A 20,892-nucleotide genomic window follows, 5' to 3' on the forward strand; every position below is an offset into this window, starting at 1 on the left:
AAATATGACCGATGAACAGCTGGCGGAACTGGCACCTTGGAGTGAAAAACTCCAATCTATCAAAAATCGCATGTGAATTATAGTGAATTACTCCAACTCGCAAAGGGCTGGAGTAATCTTGTATCTAACCGCATTATTATTTGGCGCTTACGGAGGTAACGAATATGAAAAAAATAATCACTTGCTTATTAACGCTTTCTATGATGTTCATGTTTTCTGCAACAGCATTTGCATCCGATTTTTCGGGCAACGCCGAATCGGAATTAAGCAACATTTCAGACAAAATTGTAACCGCTGTTAATGATGTATACAGTGATAAAAACATATCCATTACAGCAGAGGACATAAATTATGACAGTGCTTTCAAAATATATGTCGATACAAATGTTTTTAAATTATCCACTAACGTAGCAGGTGAAATTGAAAATGCACTTGAAAACGGAAACTATATTTATCTGTTACCGATTGATACAGTTAATGGAACCGTGGTAGTTAATTTCCAAAAGGGGCTTCCATTAAGTGAGAATGCAAAAGCTATTCTTTCTGAGGAAGAACAGCAAGAGGTATTAGATAATGCGGGGAAATGGGTCATTTCTAGCCTTGCATTATACAAAAATGGAAATTCAAACTATGATTATGAAAAAAAACTTTCAAGTATCATCGATGAAATTCCAGCAGATACAATATTGGTTGGCGGTTTACCAATATTCCAAGATGTTGTTGCCCTCATTCCTAATAGTGATGGTGTAATAGAAGAAATTGTTCCTGTTACCGCAACAGCTTATGATGAAAATTTAGTCACTTATGCAAGAAGTAATTCTGTAATTTATGATTACGAACAAGTAAAAGAAATTGCTAATGATTTACCAGAAGCAAATTCGGATATGGCTGGCGGAACAGATGTTAAAGATGTTGATCATTCTCAAGTAACCTATGCTCGGTTTATTTGGGGGATATTAGCTTTGTCAGTATTTGGTTGTGCATTTTTCTTTTTCAAGAAGAGAAACAGATTCTAAAACAAATCTTATTTGATGGAGGGCATGTGATATGAAAAAATTATTTCCATTATTGATTGCTTTTACATTATTATTTTCATTTCCTTTACCAACGTTTGCGGCAGAATCAAATGACAGGCAACAAAATACATCATTTGAAATCTCCCTTGAAGAAGCGCTTGCATTAGCTGATCCAGCCGATATCACTGTACAAAATGGTATTACAACCATTCCAGTTAAGTTAGACATAAGCGAAGAAGTTTACACGGAAGTAGTAATTAAAGTAAACAATTTAACTCGTGCGCGCGCAAAAAGTTTTTCTATGGAGGGTTGGTTTCGCCTAACTTCAAGCAAAGAGATTGTATCCGTATATGGTTTAGATGGAACTTTTGAATATACTGGATCATCAGCAACAGCAACTGGTTCAAGTGGCTATCATAATCCAACAGCTTCTGGATGGAGCGGAACATATAATCTAAGCGATGAAGAAAGCGATGACGGAAGTGCCTCTATTATAGGAAACTATACGCTCAAAAAGAGTGGTAAATATAATAATAGCGCAAGTTGTAAAGCAAAATGTAGTAAAAGCGGAAAAATCAGTTTTTCTGGAGATTATGATGAATCAACTATAATTTAATGTGGAGGTAAAGATAAATATGTATACAAAACTTAAACAACTTATCGCAGCAACTTTGTCCGTGGTACACATTGGGTCTGGTACTCGAAAGAGAAAATAAAAAATCTAAAGAAAACATAAATATATCATACCAGCCCAGAAAAATCTATGGAAAGATTTTATGATGATCCCTTAAGAATGATGTTTTAGCTAGATTTCATGTAAGAATATGATGAGGAAAAAATGTTTTTCAAAACCCAATTAAACCAATAACTATTATAAATGAGACAAGGAGTAATATACATTGCCAAAATTAATTATCAACAAACTCGGTCCTGTTGAGACCTGTGAACTGGAGTGTTCCCAATTTATGAACTTTACGGGTTTTCAGGCATCTGGAAAGAGTACAATTGCCAAAGCAATTTATTATTTTAGAACAATTAAAGATGATATCATCGAGCTTGCAAAATCGCAGGCATTGGATGCGACACCTGTATATGGAGCGAAAAGTACTCTTAGTATAGAACATGGAATTACTTTGAGAAAAGCTCTTGAAAATTATTTGCGTGAAAAATTTTTAAGAACCTTTGGATCATCATGGGGCATGCCAAACGACATGTACATGGAATATCATTTTACTGAGGCATGCTATGTTAAGATTTCTTTGGAAAATGATAGCAGATATTCTACACCAAACTACATTTGGATCACGATGAGTAATGAACTGATTCGTTTTTTGAAAGCAAATAACCATACACTTTCTGTAACACCATTGGGAGTCTCTGAAGAGGATCTGAGGATTTTTAAAAAGAATTTATATGAGATTTTTGAGGATTCTTGTTCTGTCGTCTATATTCCGGCAGGACGCAGTATGATTACGCTGCTTTCTCAGCAATTGAGTTATATTTATGCCACAATGGATGATATGCAGAAAAGATCTTTGGATACCTGCACAAAAGATTACCTGGAGAGGATACTTCGATTAAAACCAGAATTTTCAGAGGGGCTGCAGGGCTTAGCTTATTCATCGGGGCGTTCTGGATTGTCACCGCGACTTGTGGTGCAGGCACTGGATTTAACTCAGAAAATACTGCGTGGAACTTACCGTTATAGCAATGGAGAAGAACAGATTGTTTTAGAGGATGGGAAATATGTAAAGATAAACTTTTCGTCTTCGGGGCAGCAGGAATGTGTCTGGATTTTGAATCTATTGTTTTACTACTTAGTTCAACAAAAAGAAATTCTATTTATTATTGAAGAGCCGGAGTCACATTTGTTTCCGGAATCACAGAAATATATTACGGAATTGATTGCATTAGTCAATAACTGTGGACATTCGATTGTACTGACAACACATAGCCCGTATGTATTGGGAACGTTAAATAATTTATTATATGCAAAAACGATTTCGCCACAGGCGAGAAAAGAAGCAAACAAAATTATTCGGGAATCTTTATGGCTGGATTATAATGCATTTGATTCTTGGTTTGTAAAAAATGGAACAATTGAAAATTGTATGGATGCAGATATTCATATGATTCAAAATGAAAAAATTGACGAAATCTCCAAAGTGATTAATGAAGATTTTGAACGATTGCTGGAACTACAGACTACCAATGAAGAAAGTGTGGTGTTCTAATGCCGTTAAACGGATTTATATCTTTATGTGGCAAAAATGCGAAACAGATTGTTTCTCGAGATAAAGGGAATCCACAATATCATAAAGCAAATAATGTTTCAAATTCGGAAGTAACACATTATCAGATAGACGGAGAAGTAATTAAAACAGGTGACAGATGTGATTATCTTCTTATGAACGAAACCTCCAAGACAGCATATTTGATTGAATTAAAAGGATCGGATCTTGTGAAGGCTGCCAGTCAACTAGAGGCAACGGAAAATGCTTTGCGGTCTCAGCTAGTGGAATATCAATTGCAATACCGAATTGTTGCGAATAAATGTAAAACACAGGAAATACATTCCAGTGCGTATAGGAAATATCAGATACGATGGAAGAGTCGGTTACTACAGAAAACGGGATATATTGAAGAAAAAATCTAGAAAATAGAAAAAAAGAAATTTGTAAAGTTGGATCTTCTTACAGTCGTATTCCATAAAGACGTGAGTTGAAATAAGTATGAACTGATCTGTAAAGTATGGAATCAAGTCGCCTTAAGTGAAGGTGTGATTATCTCGGAAATGTGATAGGGTGAGAAGGTACTGGTTATTGAGGATTAATGACACAGTTGTTATAGTGCTTTATTGCGAAAGGGATAATCCGAAGAATTAAATATAATTTTGGAGCTAGAAGGGAACATTACAATGAACATACAAATATTTGGAACAAAGAAATGCAACGATACAAAGAAAGCCGAGCGTTTTTTCAAAGAGCGCGGCATCAAGTATCAGTTTGTAGATATGAAGGAAAAAGGCATGAGCAAAGGAGAATTTAATTCTGTAGCTCAGGCAAATGGCGGACTGGAAAATATGATTAATTGGGATGGCAAAGACAAGGATTTATTAGCTTTGATTAAATACATTGCTGATGAGGATAAGCTTCAGAAAGTGATGGAAAATCCATCTGTAATTAAGACACCAGTGGTCAGAAATGGAAAACTTTCTACGCTCGGTTATCAGCCGGAGATATGGAAGAAGTGGCAATAGAAAAGCCAGGAGGAAACATGAAAGAATGACTTATTATGATCAAGAAAACCAGTTTTTACGCCAGCAGTTACAGAAAGAAATCCCGATCTTGACAGCATTAATCCAGAATTTGTATCAGGACCTGGACCAGAAGTTTCATTTGAACGGAGCAAAAATACCGGTAACATTTGGATTTGAGACAGATTCTCTGGGATCCTATACAAGGCAGAGTGCTCATGAAAAGGAACATTTTCATTTTTCCCTGCTCTTTGTTGCGTATGGAGTCAACAATCCGTTGTCAAAAGAGGACCGTATCGATTTATTCAAGCATGAATATGCGCATTACATGCAGTACAATATGCGGATACCTGAGAAGTATAAATGGCAGGCTGGAACACATGGAAGTGCGTGGAAATATTGTTGTTCTCTTATAGGTGCAGCACCGACACCTTATTATAAGGCAGGAGAGGCGCTGTTGGATCATAACTATGATAAAGTATTAAAAAGCCGGATTCATGATAAGACAGTGCCGATTCGAGATACGTATCAGCGCCAGCAGAAAGCACAGAAGCAGAAGGATGAAGTTGTTCAATATAAAATTGGAGACAATATCACACATCCGAAATTCGGAGATGGAATCATAGAAAAGATTAATCTGAGATCTGGCGGAGTTCATCTTCATATTCGGTTTGATGGTGAGGTGAAATGCATTGATCAGAAGTGGTTGATGAGGAGGAAATATACATAGGTTTATAAAAATTTCAGAAAGACAACATGGCAAAGATACTACAAATTATTATAGTAAAAATAAAGGAGGAACCTAGCTATGGACATATCTGATTTTATAGGAGCTGCAAAAACCTTTCACGTCCTTGGAATAAAGGTCACAAAAGATGGCGACCTCATAAATGAATGGTACAGCGAACCCGAATGCCGTAGAAATATCTATTCTGCAACGAAGAGCTTCACATCCTGTGCAGTTGGTTTTGCTGTCCAGGAAGGATTACTGTCTTTAGATGAAAAACTGACGGATGCCTTTCCCGAAGATTTACCCGATGTGATCGATGATAATCTGAAAATGGCAACGGTTCGAGACCTGCTTACGATGTGTTTAGGACAGGAACAGGGCAGCCTTATGGGAGAACAGCGGCCATTATACCAGGAGGATGACTGGGTAAAAATGTCTTTGGCGATTCCGTTTCAATATAAGCCAGGTACACATTTTGTATATAATAATGTTGGTCCCTACTTGGCAGGCATTCTTGTACAGAGACGTTCCGGATGCGATCTGGTCTCTTATCTTACACCAAGGCTTTTTAAACATCTTGGAATCAAGCGGCCGACATGGGAGACGGATCCTCTTGGAAACAGTTTTGGCGCAGGTGGATTGTTCCTTACACTTTCTGAACTTCATAAATTCGGATTGTTTTACCTGAATAAGGGAAAATGGAATGGAAAACAGATTTTATCCGAAAAATGGATAGAAGAAAGTACAGCAGCATCCGATACAGACAATTATGGTTATCTTTTCTGGAGAGGAGAATACAATTCCTACCGGGCGGATGGAAAATATTCTCAGATTTCCATGATCCTTCCGGACAAGAATGCGGTTATTTCGATGGTCGCAGAATGCCGGAACGGGGAAGAACTTATGAGTGCTTTGTATGATTTGGTATGTGCAAAGTTATAGATTATTATTGCATAATTGTGAAAAAGGAAAGACCAAAAGAGCTCAAACAGCTCGTCTATATAAGATAGATGGGCTGGATTCCGAAGCCGATGAAGGTGCTGGAATTGATCTTGGAAGAAGGAAAATAATTGCCGATCCTCCGTTCCTGTGCTGAAATGATTCCGGCAAAAGATACAGGATTATGGATAAATTATATTTGATTGGAGATGGAGAAATGTTATTTATATGTTACCCAAAATGCTCAACCTGCCAGAAAGCGAAAAAATGGTTAGATGCACAGAAAATAGAATATACCGAGCGCAACATCGTGGATGTGAATCCAACCTGCGGTGAGTTAAAGGAATGGTATTCTAAGAGCGGCTTTCCACTTAAAAAGTTCTTTAATACCAGCGGCCTTCTTTATAAAGAAATGAAACTGAAGGACAAACTTCCTGCCATGAGCGAAGAGGAACAGCTGCAGCTTCTTGCCACGAATGGTATGCTGGTGAAACGCCCGCTGCTGATCGATGGTGATACCGTGCTGATCGGCTTTAAGGAAGCAGAATGGTCTGAAAAGCTGGGATGATTGGAGAAAGATTGGGAGTCAGATGAACGGATAGAGTAAATTCATTGCCGCATTTTCCCTTCTGTGCTAAAATGGTTTCCGGTATGAAAATTTAAGCAAAGAGAGGAACATGAAAATGAACGAAAAACGTACCGGCCTGTTCGAGAATGGCCTGATCTGGTTTGGGGCAGGTGTCTCGATTGCCGAAATCCTGACCGGAACATACCTTGCACCGCTCGGCATGGGAAAAGGTCTGGCAGCGATTCTTATCGGCCATATCATCGGATGCCTGATGCTGTTTCTGGCGGGCGTGATCGGCGGAAGGGTCAGAAAAAGTGCCATGGAAACCGTAAAAATGAGTTTTGGACAGAAGGGAAGCATCCTTTTTGCTGTCCTGAATGTATTGCAGCTCGTTGGCTGGACCGCCATCATGATCTATGACGGAGCGCTCGCCGCAGACGGCGTAATGCATACGGGCAGATGGATCTGGTGCCTTGTGATCGGAGTTTTGATTATTCTCTGGATTGTGATCGGAATCACGAATCTTGGTAAAATCAACACGGTTGCCATGGCAGCATTATTTCTGCTTAGCCTGATCCTGAGCAAGGTCATCTTTGCCGGAGGCGGAGCAGGAGCACCATCGGATGACAGTATGACATTCGGTGCAGCAGTAGAACTTGCGGTTGCGATGCCGTTATCCTGGCTGCCACTGATCAGCGATTACACAAGAGAAGCAAAAGAACCGGTCAAAGCAACGGCCATCAGCGCGGTTGTCTATGGAATCGTCAGCTGCTGGATGTATGTGATTGGAATGGGAGCAGCGATCATCACCGGAGAATATGACATCGCGCAGATCATGCTGAAGGCAGGCCTTGGCATTGCGGGCCTTCTGATTATTGTATTTTCAACAGTAACAACGACATTTCTGGATGCCTACTCCGCAGGAATTTCCAGCGAGACTGTCGTAAGCAAATGGAATGGAAAGCATGTGGCCATCGTTGTCACCGTCATTGGAACCATCGCAGCGATTGTATATCCGATGGACAACATCACAGATTTCCTCTATCTGATCGGCTCGGTCTTTGCACCGATGATCGCAATCCAGATTGCCGACTTTTTCCTGCTGAAACGGGACAAGAGCAGCCTGGCCGTACATATTCCGAATCTGATCATCTGGGTGATTGGATTTGTGGTATACCGAATTCTGATGAACATCGACCTGCCGCTGGGAAACACTCTGCCGGATATGGTGATTACGATTGTAATCTGCCTGATCGTTGGAAAATTTGTTTCATAAAAAGTGAATAAAAAGATCAGATGACTGTTCTGCCTGCATTTGAGCAGGCGGGGCAGTCATTTTGTGTGCCGAGCATGGCACTAATCTTGCTGGTGCAAGTCCAGTCACGGGTATTTACCGCCAAGTGTAGCGAATCACAAGTCGGTATCAGTAACGGTATGGATGGAGGAAGTGGTGTAGCAAAGTTCTTGAGCCTACGAACAGAAACTTGATCAGGCGATTAGGTGGGTGAGATTGCAAATCAAATCGAAGCCCAAATGGTAAACGTAAACCGAATATGTAGTAGCAATAATTCATACCTTTTTAGCTGTATTTTGTATCGTAAACAGAAAGAAAATGCACTATAATCCAAGGCAATGAAAGTACTTAAAAAAGTAGTTTCGTTGCCTTGGTTCCATTTTTAGAAAGAATAATACTTAGGTGGGAAAATTCCCAGGCGCTGTGTGGAGTTTTCTGTAAGAAGCCGGGGACAGACCGCACTGTTTCTTGAAAAAGGAAGAAAAGTGGTGAGGGTCTAAGAACCCAAGCTGTGTGGAGATGGCAGAAACAGGAAGAGTGGTGCGGCTTAGCATGGACTGGGCCAGCTTGTACTTCTGGGACAGGTAATACTGGTAGGGAGCAACATGATATACCTCCTGGAACAGGTGGATGAGCCTGGAGCGGGACAGGGAAACGGTATCTGCCAGATGATCCAAGGACAGACTTTCTGTTAAGTGCATATCGATATAATTGCGGATCGCCAGTGCAGTAGGATTGATGGGAACTTTGTTTGCCAGAAAATCCGCCAGCTCCTGAATATATTGATGGAGCAGTACAGCCAGCTTGTCAGCAGAGTGTACAGGGTCGGCGGTAAAGGCATCAAGGATCCGGGTCAGAGGTGTTTCGTTATGGAAGCGGGGGATCAGGGTGACACCGTCTAAGCCGTAATCGGAGAGAAGATGCTGTACCAGACTGCCGCTGACATTGAACCAGATCTTGGTCCAGGGATCAACTTTGTCTGAATAGTAGTGGTGGTAGGTGCCGGCAGTAAGGATATAGGCATCTCCGGCATTTACAGTGAGGATACTGCCGTTTCGCTCGATATGTCCACGACCGCTTAAAACGTATTCAAACACACACAGGGGTCTGCGATAAACCAGGATCTCATAGGCAGGATCCGGGTAAGTGATACCGGCCATGATGGGAGAAAAGCTTTCCGCGGTAGGGCCGGTGTAGACCGTGTATTTTTCAATCTGTGTGCGTGTAATTTCCTGAGGCATGGTGGTTCCTCCATTTTTTGAAAGCAAATTGCAATAATGTAATAACAGCATTGTAGTAAAAAGGAGCAAGCCTGTCAACTATGGCTTTCACTATATAAAATAAAAATGAAATCAACCCAAATAAATGATCACAGGAGGACAAAATTATGACACAAATACCCAGACCGGAGCATCCCCAGCCCCAGATGAAGAGGGAGCATTGGAAAAACCTGAATGGAGAATGGGATTTTTCCTTTGACTTTGGATGCAGCGGCATAGATCAGAAATGGCAGGAAGGAAAGACAGATTGGGAGAAGAAGATCCTGGTGCCCTTCTGCCCGGAAAGTGATCTGAGCGGAATCGGCTATAAGGACTTTATCCCCGGCGTATGGTATCACCGCACCATCACATTGACAGGGGAGGAGCTGAAGGGAGATCTTTTCTTACACTTCGGCGCAGTGGACTATGATGCAAGAGTATGGATCAATGGAGTAGAGGCAGGCAGACACCAGGGCGGTTATGTTTCCTTTACGTTTGATATTACAAAGCTTGTAAAGGAAGGAGAAAATGACATTACGCTTTTTGCAGCAGATGATGTGAGAGGCGGAAAGCAGCCCAAGGGAAAGCAGAGTCATTTCTTCTACTCCAGAGGCTGTGATTATACCAGAACGACAGGTATCTGGCAGACGGTATGGCTTGAGTGGGTACCGGAAAGCTACATTGAAAAAGTGCAATATTATCCAAACCTGGCAGAGGCAACTCTGGGAATTAAGGCGGTAGTAAAGGGGCAGGGCACACTGGAAGCAAAGGCCTTTTATGAGGGAGAGCCCTGTGGCAGCGTAAGCGCAAAGTCAGAGGGCGGCACCGTTACCATGACACTTCCTTTGTCCCGTCTGGAAAAGTGGGAGCCGGGTCATGGCAGACTGTATGACCTTACATTAACCTATGGAGAAGATAAGGTAGAAAGCTACTTTGGTATGCGTGAGGTAAGACTGGATGGAGAGAAATTCCTCATCAACGATAAGAGCGTGTTCCAAAGACTGGTGCTGGATCAGGGCTTCTATCCGGATGGCATTTACACAGCGCCTACAGAGGAAGCACTTGTCAAGGATGTGGAACTGTCCATGGATGCAGGCTTCAACGGCGCAAGACTCCATCAGAAGGTATTTGAGCCTCTGTTCTTGTATCACTGCGATAAAGCAGGCTATCTGGTATGGGGCGAGCAGGGCTGTTGGGGACTGGATTACAGCAATCCCGCAGCATTAAAATATTTCCTGCCTGAGTGGATGGAAGCCTTGGAGAGAGACTTCAACCATCCCGCCATCATCGGCTGGTGTCCGTTTAATGAGACATGGGATTATGAGGGAAGAAGGCAGGATGACAGCTTACTGGCCAATGTGTATAAGATGACAAAGCTGTATGACACCACCAGACCCTGCATTGATACCAGCGGAAATTATCATGTGGTGACGGACATCTATGACTTACACAATTATGAGCAGGATCCGGCAAAGTTTGCAGCAACCTACGAGTCCTTTAAACAGGGAGGTGATTTGGAAGATAATCATGGCTACAGGCAGACACCTGTAAAGGGGATCCCTACCTTCATCAGTGAGTATGGCGGTATCAAGTGGGACGAGGAAGGTGTTGAAAAGGATGGCTGGGGCTATGGTGCAGGTCCTGCTACCAAGGAGGAATTCCTGAACCGATATAAGGGACTGACCGATGCCCTTTTGGACAATCCCCATATGTTTGCCTTCTGCTATACCCAGCTGTATGATGTGGAGCAGGAGTTAAACGGTCTGTATACCTATGAACGTAAACCTAAGTTTGATATGGATGTGATAAAGGCAATCAATGCCCGTAAGGCAGCAATCGAGGATTAAAAGCATCCCGCAGAGTATAAAAGAAAGCGTGTGAGAGACATTGGGGTCTGACCCTCTTACAATTTATTTGGTGCCTTGATCCTGCTGCTTTTTTTCTTCCGCAGAACAGAAAAAGCGTATTTTTATCATAAGGGTCAAGTTCAAACTGAAAGCGTACAATAGAAGCCAATCCATCGATCCCCCGGCGGAGATCCGTATAACCGGGGGCCAGATAAACTTTTTTGAAGTGTGAAACAGCGGCATCATTCAACATGACTAAATGACTCTACCAGACAACGGAGCAACTGAAGAAAATATATCTGCCGAAAGTCCATTTCCGTTTTTGATACACATCACTGGAACTTCGGGCACAGTTGCTGTTCTTTCCGCTTTTAAACGCGGAAGTTCAACGAAAGCAGGCTTTTCTGCCTCAGAAAGCTGATCCAGGTACATCTGCCGAACCCTTTTCAGTGGATAATAATAGTTGGCTTTTGTAATGTTATTTTGTTTACACCAGGTCGATACACCCATACCTTCCGGACGGTTCTGACATTCTCTGATCTGTTCTGCCCAGTGCATAAGGCGGACCTGTTGTGCAACCAGACTGGTTTGTTCTGCCATAGTGAATACCTCCATAAATGATAGTCAGTCTAAAAAGTTGAGTCACTCAACTTTTTAGACGAGTTCAAACATCCTTTCTGCAAATCCTATTTATAACAAGTAAATTTTACCTTTATTTTTCACTTTTGGTTCTTGGCGAACTCTTGTATCATACACAAAATCTTCAAAAATTACAAGAATCTTGAAATAGTGTTATGTTTCTTGGAATTTTATTATATCTTATTTTGGAACTTTTTCTTATAATAACATCATCAAGAAAAACAAAGACAGGTAATCATAAAAGGAGGATTCAATTATGAAGAAGAAAAAGATTCTTGCACTTGTACTTGCAGCTTCAATGGCAGGCGGAATGCTTGCAGGATGTGGAAGCACATCAAGCGGAGATGAAACAGCGAAAGGAGATAAGTCATCCGGAAAAGTTTATTATCTGAACTTTAAACCAGAGCAGGCTGACCAGTGGGTAGAACTTGCAAAAGAGTATACAGATGAGACGGGTGTTCAGGTTGATGTACAGACAGCAGCATCAGGAACTTACGAGTCACAGTTGAAATCAGAGATGGCAAAAGATGAGGCACCAACATTGTTCCAGGTAAACGGACCGGTTGGACTTGCTACATGGAAAAATTATTGCTATGACCTTTCAGACAGCGATGTTTATAAAGATGTCGAGTCTGACGATTATATATTAAAAGATGGCGATGCAGTAGACGGAATCGCTTATGTTATTGAGACTTATGGTCTGATCTACAACAAAGCTCTTCTGAACAAATACTTCGAATTGCCGGATGCAAGTATCAAATCAATTGATGATCTGAATAACTTCCAGGCACTTAAGACAGTTGCAGAAGAGATTCAGGCACACAAAGATGATCTTGGAGTAGAAGGAGCTTTTACTTCAGCAGGAATGGATTCTTCCTCTGACTGGAGATTCAAGACACACCTTGCAAATCTTCCAATCTACTATGAGTATAAGGCAGACGGAATTGACAGCACAGATGCAATCAAAGGAACATACCTTGACAACTACAAACAGATCTGGGATCTGTATCTGAACAACTCTACATGTGAGCCATCTATGATTTCTTCTAAGACAGGAGATGACGCAGCAAGTGAATTTGCACTTGGCGAAGCAGTATTCTATCAGAATGGTACATGGGCTTACAATGATATCAAAGATAATGAAGTAGCAGATGAAGATATGGGAATGCTTCCAATCTACATCGGAGTTGATGGAGAAGAAAATCAGGGACTTTGTACAGGATCTGAGAACTACTGGTGTGTAAATAAGAACGCTTCAGAAGAAGACATTCAGGCAACACTTGATTTTATGAAATGGGTAGTTGAGAGCGATGAAGGTCGTGACATGCTGGCTAACGAGATGGGATTTGTAACACCGTTCACAACATTCTCAGATTACCTTCCGGACAACCCGCTTGTAAAAGCAAATGCTGAGTATACAGAGGCAGGAAAGACACCAGTAAGCTGGAACTTTACAACAATGCCATCTGAGAACTGGAAAAACAATCTTGGTGGAGCTCTTCTGAACTATGCACAGGGTACAGGCGCATGGGATAGTGTACAGACAGCATTTGTTGATGGATGGGCTGAAGAATACGCAGCAGCAAACGAATAAAAAAGACTTTTCACAGGATAGGCAGATAAAAAGGCTGTGAAATAGAGAAGAAGATCAAACAGCCTGCCAACGAGCATACCGGGGCAGGCTGAAATTATGTAATTAGAATTGTGAAAAGCAAAGGCGCAGAAAGGCTTTTTACAGAAAAGAAAGACAGGAGGAGAAGAACATGCAAAAAGCAATAAAGAGATATTTTCCGGTATTTGTATTGCCGACGCTGATTGCATTCACGATAGGTTTCCTTGCACCGTTTGTGTTAGGCGTATATCTTTCGTTCTGCAAGTTCACAACGGTGACAGACGCTAAATTTATTGGACTTAGCAACTATGTAAAGATCCTTGGAGACGGAGATTTTCTTCACTCTCTTTGGTTTACCGCATTATTTACAATTGTGACAGTATTATTGATCAACATTTTTGCATTTGCGGTAGCAATGCTTTTGACAAAGAATATCAAGGGAACCAATATTTTCCGTACTGTATTTTTTATGCCGAACCTGATCGGTGGTATTGTACTTGGGTATGTATGGCAGCTGTTATTAAATGGTATTCTGGCACATTTCCAGAAAACACTTACATATTCTTCAAAATATGGTTTCTGGGGATTGGTTATCCTGATGCTCTGGCAGCAGGTTGGATACATGATGATCATCTACATCTCAGGAATCCAGAATATTCCTGGAGAGCTGATCGAGGCAGCACAGATTGATGGAGCGAATAAAGTACAGCTTTTAAGATATGTTACAATTCCGATGGTTATGCCATCCATTACAATCTGTACTTTCCTGACACTTACAAACGGATTTAAACTTTTCGACCAGAACCTTGCATTGACAAACGGTGGACCGGACAAGATGTCAGAAATGCTTGCCCTGAATATCTATTATACATTCTATGGAAGAACTGGCTGGGAAGGTGTAGGACAGGCGAAAGCAGTTATCTTCTTTATTATCGTAGGAGTGATTGCATTGATCCAGAATAAACTGACAACATCAAAGGAGGTGCAGCAGTAATGAATAAAAAAGTAAAACATGGTACATTATTAACCGTTATTTTTACACTACTCAGCCTGCTGTATCTGTATCCGATCATACTGGTATTTATCAACTCCTTTAAGAAAAAAGTCTATATCAGTAAAGCACCGTTCGAGATACCGACCGGAAAGATGTATGTCGGATTAGAGAACTATATCCGTGGTATTAAGCAGACACGGCTGATTCAGGCATTTGGATGGAGTTTATTTATCACAATCTTATCTGTAGCAGTGATTATCTTATGTTGCTCCATGTGTGCATGGTATATCTGCCGTGTGAAGACAAAATTTACAAAGATCCTTTACATGCTTTGCCTGTTTGCAATGATCGTGCCATTCCAGATGGAAATGTTTACATTATCCAAAATCGCAAATATGCTTCATATGGGAAATCCGTGGGGACTGGTTGTGATCTACCTTGGATTTGGTGCAGGACTTTCCGTCTTTATGTTTACCGGGTTCATGAAATCCATTCCATTGGAGATTGAAGAGGCTGCAATGATTGATGGATGCACACCAATCCAGACATTCTTCAGAATTGTACTTCCGATTGCAAAGCCGACTTGCGTAACAGTTACAATTCTTCAGGCAATGTGGATTTGGAACGACTACCTGCTTCCATCACTTGTACTGGATCAGAGAAAATATAAGACAGTGCCGATGGCAGTTCAGTATCTGAAAGGTGGATACGGTTCTGTAGATATGGGAGCAATGATGGGAACTCTGGTTCTTGCAATTGTGCCGATTATCATCTTCTACCTGTTCTGCCAGAGATATATTATCGAAGGCGTTGTAGCCGGAGCGGTTAAAGGCTAGTGTGGACATTGTCTAAAAGATGAATTAAAATAGAATTATAAAAATTAAAAAAAGACAGCAGAGAGTGAGTGAACATTCCCTGCTGTTTTCGGACGTTATAAAAGGAATAGTGAAAATGTAAAGTGAACGTGAGGGAGGCGTGGGGAAATGATTACAATATTGATCGTGGATGATGAAAAACTGGAGCGAAGGGGAATCCGCTTTCTGTTAAAGAGGGAGGAAGGAGAGTTCCAGATCCTAGAAGCAACGAATGGAAAGGATGCACTGGGAGTATTAGAATCAAACCATGTGGATATTTTATTTTCGGATGTAAAGATGCCTTATATGAATGGACTGGAGCTGACGAAAGCAGTGAGAGAAGATCATCCGGATATGGAAATCGTGATCTTCAGCGGATATAATGATTTCTCTTATGCAAGAGAAGCATTGCGGTATGGAGTTGTGGACTATGTTCTGAAGCCGGTTGATCCGGAGGAATTCCATAAGACTTTTCAACGAGTGATGGAAAATATTTCTTCCAAGATAGAGAAAAAAGAGCAGCAGGAAAAGAAAGAAGATTATCTGAAAAAATACTTTTTACTGAAATATCTGTATGGGGGAAAAGAGGAAGATTTTGTTCAGTTTAAGAAACTTACAGATGGAATGGAAGATGATCTGTCCCAATTTACCCGTATGGTTCTTGTCAGTGCCTCAAATGGATTCTTCGAAACGGAAGAGGAACATTTCCTGATGAGCCTGAAGGAAGAGGTGCAGAGAGAGTTTCATTATGTGAATCTGAATTCGAACGAATCCATCTTTTTGTTCACGGAAAAATATGCAGATTATCATGGAATCGTAGAGAAAATGTACCGTTTTTTTGCGCACCAGTTTGACAGTGAATGTTATTTTGCAGTCAGTGAGGAAATCGAAGATGGAAAAAATCTGGCAGAGGAATTTAAGGTGCTGGAAGGAATGTTAGAAGAGCAGTTCTATCAGCCACGTCAGCATCTGTTTTTCCACGGGGAGAAGCAGGAAGAGAAGAAAGCTGATCCAGCAGAAGATTCTGAAATCATGGAACAGATTACAAAAGATATTCAATATAAAGATCTGCCACATCTCCGTCAGGATTTTCAGAGACTGGAAGAAAAATATCGTGCGCATAAGCAATTTTCGGATATGTATGTAAAGTTTGTATTTTCTGGAATTATGAAAGAATTGCTCGACCAGATGGAAGGGCTGGATGAAAAGATGCTTTCAAAGAGAGTGGATCGATTATATCGTTGCAGAAACCTTAATGATGTGATTGCTATAGTAGAAGAAGTACTTCAGGAATATGAACATTGCATACAAGAGCAGGAAGATGGGTTCCGATCAGAAGTTACAACCGTGAAGGGATATATTTATCACCATTATAAGGAAAAGGATCTGGGAGCAGAGACACTTTCCGCAATGGTTTTTCTGTCACCGGGATATTTAAGTGCTGTATTTAAAGAAGAAACAGGGATGACACTGAACCGTTTTATCCGTGAAGTGCGAATGAATAAAGCAAAAGAGCTTTTAGAGACAACGAATATGAAAATCTCCCAAATTGCGAAAGAAGTAGGATTTTCCAATAACTCATACTTCTGCAGAAGTTTCAGAGAGTTTTTCGGAGATACACCGGAAGCATGCAGGAAAGGAATAGCGGCGGATGAAAAAACAAATACGGAAGTTGATCCATCGATTTGAAAATCTGAAATTTCGTAAAAAACTGTCTGTTTTGATGCTGATTGCAGGACTGGTTCCGGTAGGATTCCTTGCTTTTTCCATGCAGTATGGCATGATGAATCAATTGCGAGAGAAGGAACAGTACAATCTGGAGAAAATGTTGGAACAGTCAGTGAGTTCGATTGAGAATCAGTCTCAGATCTATAAGAACCTGGTTGATTATCTGTCTTATTCTCAAAATCTCAGGAATATTTTTGATGTGGAGACAGAGTCGGATTATGAGAAGTATTTGAAATATGTGAAGGTGGCTGATCCACTGTTGCAGATGCCGACGATCTATCACAAAGAGATCCAGAGCATTACATTATATTCTGACAATATAGAAGTGCCACATGGAGATACACTTCTTCCAATGTCGGAAGCGGAGAATCAACAGTGGTATTCCAGGTTGAATGAGGGAACATTAATGCAGTGGAGCATCACTCGCGGTGTGAATAAATCAATCATTGCCAGTCGGAAATTCTATGACAATGATACGATCAAAGCGGTGTTGGAGATGCGTCTGGATTATGAAAAAGTTCTTGAACCATTCATGAGCCAGCTTACAGATAATACAGGAGGCATGATTCAGGATGATAATGGAAATATTGTTTATGCCGAGTGTTCTATGGATAAGAAATATCGTCCGAAGGATATTGAGAGTCCGAAAGATATCAGTGAGAATTATTATCTGGTACAGCGGACAATGAAGGATACAGGATGGAATTTCTATATCTATCGTCCAAAGGCAGTAAGTGAAAACGCAATCCATAAGCTTTTGCTCAAAAATATTCCGATTATTTTGATCAGTGTTCTTCTTCTGAGTTTTCTGGGATATGTTTTTTCTCTCCGTATGGTATCGCAGTTGGAGTTATTGACTGAAAATATGAACCTGATCAATATGGGACTTCGTAAAGTTACCGTGCAGAGTAAATCCAAAGACGAGGTGGGTGTGCTGATCCGGTCATTTCAGCGCATGATGGATCAGATGAACCATTTGATCTCAGAAGTATATGAGAGTAAGATCCAGCTTCAGAACAGTGAGATGAGAGCACTGCAGGCACAGATCAATCCACATTTCCTTTATAATTCGCTTTCAATCATCAACTGGAAAGCAATTGAAGCGGGGGAGGATGAAATCAGTCATGTGACATTGGCACTGTCTACTTATTATCGGACAAGCCTAAATCGTGGTGAAACAATGACTACAGTGGCAAAAGAAATTGATAACATCCGTGCATATCTCAAAATCCAACTTGTTATGCATGACAACGAGTTCCGTGTGGTTGAACAGATTTCGGATGGTCTTAATGATTATCTGATACCGAAATTGATCCTGCAGCCACTTGCAGAAAATGCAATCGATCATGGAATTGATGTGTCAGATAATGAGAATCCGACGTTGTGGCTGACGATTCGTGAAGAGGCTGAGCACATTTTCTTTGAAATCAGGGACAATGGTGCGGGAATGACGCAGGAGAAGGCGGATCAGATTCTGACATATCAGTCCTCCGGTTATGGTGTGCGAAATGTCTGTGACAGAATCCATGTCCTTTATGGAGAAAAAGGTGAGATGAAGATAGAAAGTACTCCAGGAAAAGGAACGCGGGTCTTTATCCGGATTCCGAAGAACACGGAGGCGAAGGTGTTATGAAAAACGATATGAAAAAGCGAATTCTCTCAGCCCATCTTGCATTAATTTTATTGCTGATGCTTTGGTGCGGAACCTATTTTGAGATGAAGGAAAGTCAAAGACAGATGGAACAGTTAGAAGCATCTCAAAGTGAGTCTGGTGCAAGCAATGCAGTTGAAGTGAAAAGAAAGCTGATGTATAAAGCGATGCATACACCACTTGGGAAATATCCTGAGACTGTTACCTATACACTTGGCAAGATTGCAGGGGCGAATAATTCGAATCTTCCTGTAGGAGATACGTACGAAAATAATGCATATACGAGATATTTGAAGAAAATACTTAATATTCAGAATGAAGATGTCTTTGAATTGCAGGATGGCAATACTTATGAAGAGGCGGTCAATGTAGCGATTGAAGATCGTGATATTCCAGATGTGCTTGTTGTGAAGGGAAGAGATAACCTGCTCCGCCTGATTGAAGCAGGCCTGATCGAAGAACTTACAGAAACGTATGAAGAGTGTACGACAGATACGATCAAAGAAATGTATGAAAGTTATGGAGATTCTCTTTTACAGTCTGCAACCGTGGATGGAAAGCTATATGCATTTCCGAATACGGTGATTGACGATGGAACTCCGCTTCTTTGGCTGCGGAAAGACTGGATTGAGAAGTTGGGATTAAAGGAACCGGAAACAGTAGGAGAAGCGTTGGAAGTGATCCGGGCATTTGTAGAACAGGATGCAGCAGGAGACGGTCAGACAATCGGCCTTGCCTGTAGTACAGACGTGGTTGCCGGTGCGGATCAGACTTATGGAGTGGATGCAACTTTTATACATGCCGGTGCAATGCCATGTCACTGGATCCTGGATAAAAATGGAAATGTAGTTTATGGGTCAGTAACACAGGAAACAAAAGAAGCGCTTTTGAAACTTCACAATCTATATGAGGATGAGATACTCGACCAGAGATTCCTGCTACGAAAGACGGAAAACATAGATGATTTGTTAAAAACCGGACATTGCGGTGCTATCTGTGGACGCTGGTGGGCTCCGAATAACCCGTTGAGTGCAGCATATAATGTCGATTCAAATGCAGAGTGGAAACCGTATCTTTTAGACAAAGAACAGGTAAATGAGACGCAGAAGATATCAGTTTTTGAATCGTATGACCAGTGGATGTATGTGGTGGTGCGTAAAGGATATGAGCATCCGGAAATTGTAGCAAAGTATGTGAGTGCGATTTTTGATCAGTCTAGATATGCAAATGATAGTGCGGCAAGAGAAGTGAATGATTATTTTTCTATTAATGTAGATCCGACGGCCCGGCCACTGAATATTAATGTGGATTATGAGGATGCACTTTACCGTACGACAGAACATATTCAGGCAGCACTGGATAAGACGCTTGATGTATCAGGGCTTAGCGGTTTGGAAAAGTCTTATTTTAACACATGCAAATCTTACTTGAATGGACAGCTGACAACCGCGAATGGATGGGCGGCGTATGCGTCAAGAATTCAGGCTGTGGGGGAACTGCAGAAGGCAGGAATAACAAGTACATCGACATTGCCTCTGGAAAATGTAAATGCAGAAATTCCGCAAGAATTACAGGAACTGGAACAGGAAGCATTTCTTCAGATCATTAGTGGGGAGAAACCAGTGGATTACTTTGATACTTTTGTGGCAGAATGGTATGCAAACGGTGGAAAAGTGCTGACCGAACGGGTGCAGAACGCCTATGAAAGTGGAAAGAACTAAAAAGAATGGATATTAATCAGAGACTGACAGAAGAATTAAAGAAACAGATTCTGGCAGCGGAAACGCTTGTGGCAGTAGAAGACCTGTATCGCCCATATCGTCCAAAGCGCCGCACACGTGTGACAATCGCGAAGGAGAAAGGACTTGAGCCGCTGGCTGCATTGGATCACATTGTAGAAGACAAAGGAACCGATTGAGAAAACAGCGGAAGCTTATATCTCTGAAGAAAAAGGAGATTGTAGCAGAATAAAAAACAAAAAAACAAAAAAACAGATACGGATGATTACCTACTTACGTTGGAGCAGAAAAAGTTTAACAATAAATCACAAAGTAATTTTTGACTATCTTTTCAAAAGTTCTTATATGCCGGTATAGCCTATTGTTACAGGCTTTTCCGGCATTTTTCATTGTGGAAGATACTCTCAAATCTTCTTATATCCCCGTATGTTTTTGTGTTCAAAAGTAGTATGTGGAGTAGTAAATTCTCCATTTACTACTATGCAATCAGCCGCTTCATTTCGGTTATTGACGTTTCGGAAGTTGTGTGTGCGTAATAGTTCAGCGTCATATTGATGTTGGAATGTCCCATGATGTATTGCAATGCTTTAGGGTTCATTCCCGCATTTGCTAACGTGGTGCAGAATGTGTGGCGTAAGGTGTGCGGTGTCATTACCTTTGGCAATGCGACCTTTTGCGTTTTGTTGTATTTCCTTACAAGCCCCCGGAACATACTTTCATAGTTGACTGCCACTTTTGGCAAGCCGTTCCGGTTAAGGAACAGAAA

Annotated in this window: 20 protein-coding genes and 1 pseudogene; 17 read left to right on the forward strand and 4 right to left on the reverse strand. The window is 41.1% G+C overall.

The genetic code is table 11. The features are described 5' to 3' along the window. Positions 1-164 precede the first annotated feature (164 nt). The 9 genes from DWX32_RS18040 (at position 165) to cytX (ending at position 7,785) form a co-directional block, all read left to right on the forward strand. Complete coding sequence (locus DWX32_RS18040; protein ID WP_118660798.1) at positions 165-1,016, forward strand: hypothetical protein; 852 nt, start codon at positions 165-167, stop codon at positions 1,014-1,016. Between the two features lie 31 nt (positions 1,017-1,047). Continuing rightward, a complete protein-coding gene (locus DWX32_RS18045) occupies positions 1,048-1,632 on the forward strand; it encodes a hypothetical protein (protein ID WP_055222176.1) in 585 nt (194 codons plus the stop codon). A gap of 283 nt (positions 1,633-1,915) precedes the next feature. Beyond that, the gene (locus DWX32_RS18050) at positions 1,916-3,250 is read left to right on the forward strand and encodes an AAA family ATPase (RefSeq protein ID WP_118660800.1); all 1,335 of its coding nucleotides are present in this window, start codon (positions 1,916-1,918) and stop codon (positions 3,248-3,250) included. Next, entirely contained in the window at positions 3,250-3,672 is a 423-nt protein-coding gene (locus DWX32_RS18055; protein WP_055222172.1) for a hypothetical protein, read from the forward strand. Before DWX32_RS18050 ends, DWX32_RS18055 begins: the two co-directional genes overlap by 1 nt. Positions 3,673-3,933: 261 nt before the next feature. Continuing rightward, positions 3,934-4,275, forward strand: a complete 342-nt coding sequence (locus tag DWX32_RS18060) for an arsenate reductase family protein (RefSeq protein ID WP_055222169.1) — start codon at positions 3,934-3,936, stop codon at positions 4,273-4,275. A 25-nt stretch (positions 4,276-4,300) separates the two neighbouring features. Continuing rightward, positions 4,301-5,002, forward strand: coding sequence for a hypothetical protein (locus tag DWX32_RS18065; RefSeq protein ID WP_118660802.1), 702 nt, complete (start codon positions 4,301-4,303; stop codon positions 5,000-5,002). 78 nt (positions 5,003-5,080) lie between these two features. Beyond that, the gene (locus tag DWX32_RS18070) at positions 5,081-5,944 is read left to right on the forward strand and encodes a serine hydrolase domain-containing protein (protein ID WP_055228665.1); all 864 of its coding nucleotides are present in this window, start codon (positions 5,081-5,083) and stop codon (positions 5,942-5,944) included. Between the two features lie 214 nt (positions 5,945-6,158). Further along, positions 6,159-6,509 carry an arsenate reductase family protein gene (locus DWX32_RS18075; RefSeq protein ID WP_022462799.1) on the forward strand — a complete coding sequence of 117 codons (351 nt, stop codon included), beginning with the start codon at positions 6,159-6,161 and terminating at the stop codon, positions 6,507-6,509. Positions 6,510-6,624: 115 nt separating this feature from the next. After that, positions 6,625-7,785: a putative hydroxymethylpyrimidine transporter CytX gene (cytX, locus tag DWX32_RS18080; RefSeq protein ID WP_118660812.1), complete on the forward strand. Its 1,161-nt coding sequence runs from the start codon at positions 6,625-6,627 to the stop codon at positions 7,783-7,785. Between the two features lie 416 nt (positions 7,786-8,201). Here the strand turns inward: cytX and DWX32_RS18090 are convergent, their stop codons facing one another. Beyond that, a complete protein-coding gene (locus DWX32_RS18090; RefSeq protein WP_158579616.1) occupies positions 8,202-9,044 on the reverse strand; it encodes an AraC family transcriptional regulator in 843 nt (280 codons plus the stop codon). 146 nt (positions 9,045-9,190) lie between these two features. Here DWX32_RS18090 and DWX32_RS18095 point away from each other — a divergent pair, with 146 nt between their 5' ends. Continuing rightward, positions 9,191-10,909, forward strand: a complete 1,719-nt coding sequence (locus DWX32_RS18095) for a glycoside hydrolase family 2 protein (protein ID WP_118660808.1) — start codon at positions 9,191-9,193, stop codon at positions 10,907-10,909. Here the strand turns inward: DWX32_RS18095 and tnpB are convergent. Next, positions 10,878-11,162 carry an IS66 family insertion sequence element accessory protein TnpB gene (tnpB, locus tag DWX32_RS20975; protein WP_118660810.1) on the reverse strand — a complete coding sequence of 95 codons (285 nt, stop codon included), beginning with the start codon at positions 11,160-11,162 and terminating at the stop codon, positions 10,878-10,880. The genes DWX32_RS18095 and tnpB overlap by 32 nt on opposite strands. Positions 11,163-11,164: 2 nt before the next feature. Further along, on the reverse strand, positions 11,165-11,509 hold the full coding sequence (locus tag DWX32_RS18105; RefSeq protein ID WP_243037627.1) for an IS66 family insertion sequence element accessory protein TnpB: 345 nt from the start codon (positions 11,507-11,509) through the stop codon (positions 11,165-11,167). 295 nt (positions 11,510-11,804) lie between these two features. Here DWX32_RS18105 and DWX32_RS18110 point away from each other — a divergent pair, with 295 nt between their 5' ends. The 7 genes and pseudogenes from DWX32_RS18110 to DWX32_RS18140 form a co-directional block, all read left to right on the forward strand. Next, the gene (locus DWX32_RS18110) at positions 11,805-13,142 is read left to right on the forward strand and encodes an ABC transporter substrate-binding protein (protein WP_055228668.1); all 1,338 of its coding nucleotides are present in this window, start codon (positions 11,805-11,807) and stop codon (positions 13,140-13,142) included. A gap of 169 nt (positions 13,143-13,311) precedes the next feature. Continuing rightward, positions 13,312-14,154 carry a carbohydrate ABC transporter permease gene (locus tag DWX32_RS18115; protein ID WP_055222160.1) on the forward strand — a complete coding sequence of 281 codons (843 nt, stop codon included), beginning with the start codon at positions 13,312-13,314 and terminating at the stop codon, positions 14,152-14,154. Then, complete coding sequence (locus tag DWX32_RS18120) at positions 14,154-14,990, forward strand: carbohydrate ABC transporter permease (RefSeq protein ID WP_055228670.1); 837 nt, start codon at positions 14,154-14,156, stop codon at positions 14,988-14,990. The genes DWX32_RS18115 and DWX32_RS18120 overlap by 1 nt, the downstream gene beginning before the upstream one ends. Before the next feature lie 147 nt (positions 14,991-15,137). After that, positions 15,138-16,697: a response regulator transcription factor gene (locus tag DWX32_RS18125; protein WP_055222158.1), complete on the forward strand. Its 1,560-nt coding sequence runs from the start codon at positions 15,138-15,140 to the stop codon at positions 16,695-16,697. After that, positions 16,660-18,369, forward strand: a complete 1,710-nt coding sequence (locus DWX32_RS18130; protein ID WP_082424757.1) for a sensor histidine kinase — start codon at positions 16,660-16,662, stop codon at positions 18,367-18,369. The genes DWX32_RS18125 and DWX32_RS18130 overlap by 38 nt, the downstream gene beginning before the upstream one ends. Continuing rightward, complete coding sequence (locus DWX32_RS18135) at positions 18,366-20,108, forward strand: extracellular solute-binding protein (protein WP_118601754.1); 1,743 nt, start codon at positions 18,366-18,368, stop codon at positions 20,106-20,108. Before DWX32_RS18130 ends, DWX32_RS18135 begins: the two co-directional genes overlap by 4 nt. 20 nt (positions 20,109-20,128) lie before the next feature. Beyond that, a pseudogene (locus tag DWX32_RS18140) lies at positions 20,129-20,339 on the forward strand (hypothetical protein); the annotation flags it as partial. A gap of 265 nt (positions 20,340-20,604) precedes the next feature. Here DWX32_RS18140 and DWX32_RS18145 read toward each other — a convergent pair. Further along, positions 20,605-20,892 (reverse strand): tyrosine-type recombinase/integrase (locus DWX32_RS18145; RefSeq protein ID WP_147398510.1); only part of this gene is annotated, 288 nt, incomplete at its 5' end.

Source organism: Blautia sp. AF19-13LB, from assembly GCF_003479105.1.
Classification (GTDB): domain Bacteria; phylum Bacillota; class Clostridia; order Lachnospirales; family Lachnospiraceae; genus Fusicatenibacter; species Fusicatenibacter saccharivorans.

What these genes read in the sequence shown, in the direction of transcription:
- DWX32_RS18070 (WP_055228665.1), top strand. Translation starts at nt 5,081, where the DNA reads ATGGACATATCTGATTTTATAGGAGCTGCAAAAACCTTTCACGTCCTT.
- DWX32_RS18090 (WP_158579616.1), bottom strand. Translation starts at nt 9,044, where the DNA reads ATGCCTCAGGAAATTACACGCACACAGATTGAAAAATACACGGTCTAC.
- DWX32_RS18125 (WP_055222158.1), top strand. Translation starts at nt 15,138, where the DNA reads ATGATTACAATATTGATCGTGGATGATGAAAAACTGGAGCGAAGGGGA.
- DWX32_RS18110 (WP_055228668.1), top strand. Translation starts at nt 11,805, where the DNA reads ATGAAGAAGAAAAAGATTCTTGCACTTGTACTTGCAGCTTCAATGGCA.
- DWX32_RS18105 (WP_243037627.1), bottom strand. Translation starts at nt 11,509, where the DNA reads ATGGCAGAACAAACCAGTCTGGTTGCACAACAGGTCCGCCTTATGCAC.
- DWX32_RS18075 (WP_022462799.1), top strand. Translation starts at nt 6,159, where the DNA reads ATGTTATTTATATGTTACCCAAAATGCTCAACCTGCCAGAAAGCGAAA.
- DWX32_RS18055 (WP_055222172.1), top strand. Translation starts at nt 3,250, where the DNA reads ATGCCGTTAAACGGATTTATATCTTTATGTGGCAAAAATGCGAAACAG.
- DWX32_RS18095 (WP_118660808.1), top strand. Translation starts at nt 9,191, where the DNA reads ATGACACAAATACCCAGACCGGAGCATCCCCAGCCCCAGATGAAGAGG.
- DWX32_RS18115 (WP_055222160.1), top strand. Translation starts at nt 13,312, where the DNA reads ATGCAAAAAGCAATAAAGAGATATTTTCCGGTATTTGTATTGCCGACG.
- DWX32_RS18040 (WP_118660798.1), top strand. Translation starts at nt 165, where the DNA reads ATGAAAAAAATAATCACTTGCTTATTAACGCTTTCTATGATGTTCATG.
- DWX32_RS18120 (WP_055228670.1), top strand. Translation starts at nt 14,154, where the DNA reads ATGAATAAAAAAGTAAAACATGGTACATTATTAACCGTTATTTTTACA.
- DWX32_RS18130 (WP_082424757.1), top strand. Translation starts at nt 16,660, where the DNA reads ATGAAAAAACAAATACGGAAGTTGATCCATCGATTTGAAAATCTGAAA.
- DWX32_RS18060 (WP_055222169.1), top strand. Translation starts at nt 3,934, where the DNA reads ATGAACATACAAATATTTGGAACAAAGAAATGCAACGATACAAAGAAA.
- DWX32_RS18045 (WP_055222176.1), top strand. Translation starts at nt 1,048, where the DNA reads ATGAAAAAATTATTTCCATTATTGATTGCTTTTACATTATTATTTTCA.
- DWX32_RS18065 (WP_118660802.1), top strand. Translation starts at nt 4,301, where the DNA reads ATGACTTATTATGATCAAGAAAACCAGTTTTTACGCCAGCAGTTACAG.
- tnpB (WP_118660810.1), bottom strand. Translation starts at nt 11,162, where the DNA reads ATGTTGAATGATGCCGCTGTTTCACACTTCAAAAAAGTTTATCTGGCC.
- DWX32_RS18135 (WP_118601754.1), top strand. Translation starts at nt 18,366, where the DNA reads ATGAAAAACGATATGAAAAAGCGAATTCTCTCAGCCCATCTTGCATTA.
- cytX (WP_118660812.1), top strand. Translation starts at nt 6,625, where the DNA reads ATGAACGAAAAACGTACCGGCCTGTTCGAGAATGGCCTGATCTGGTTT.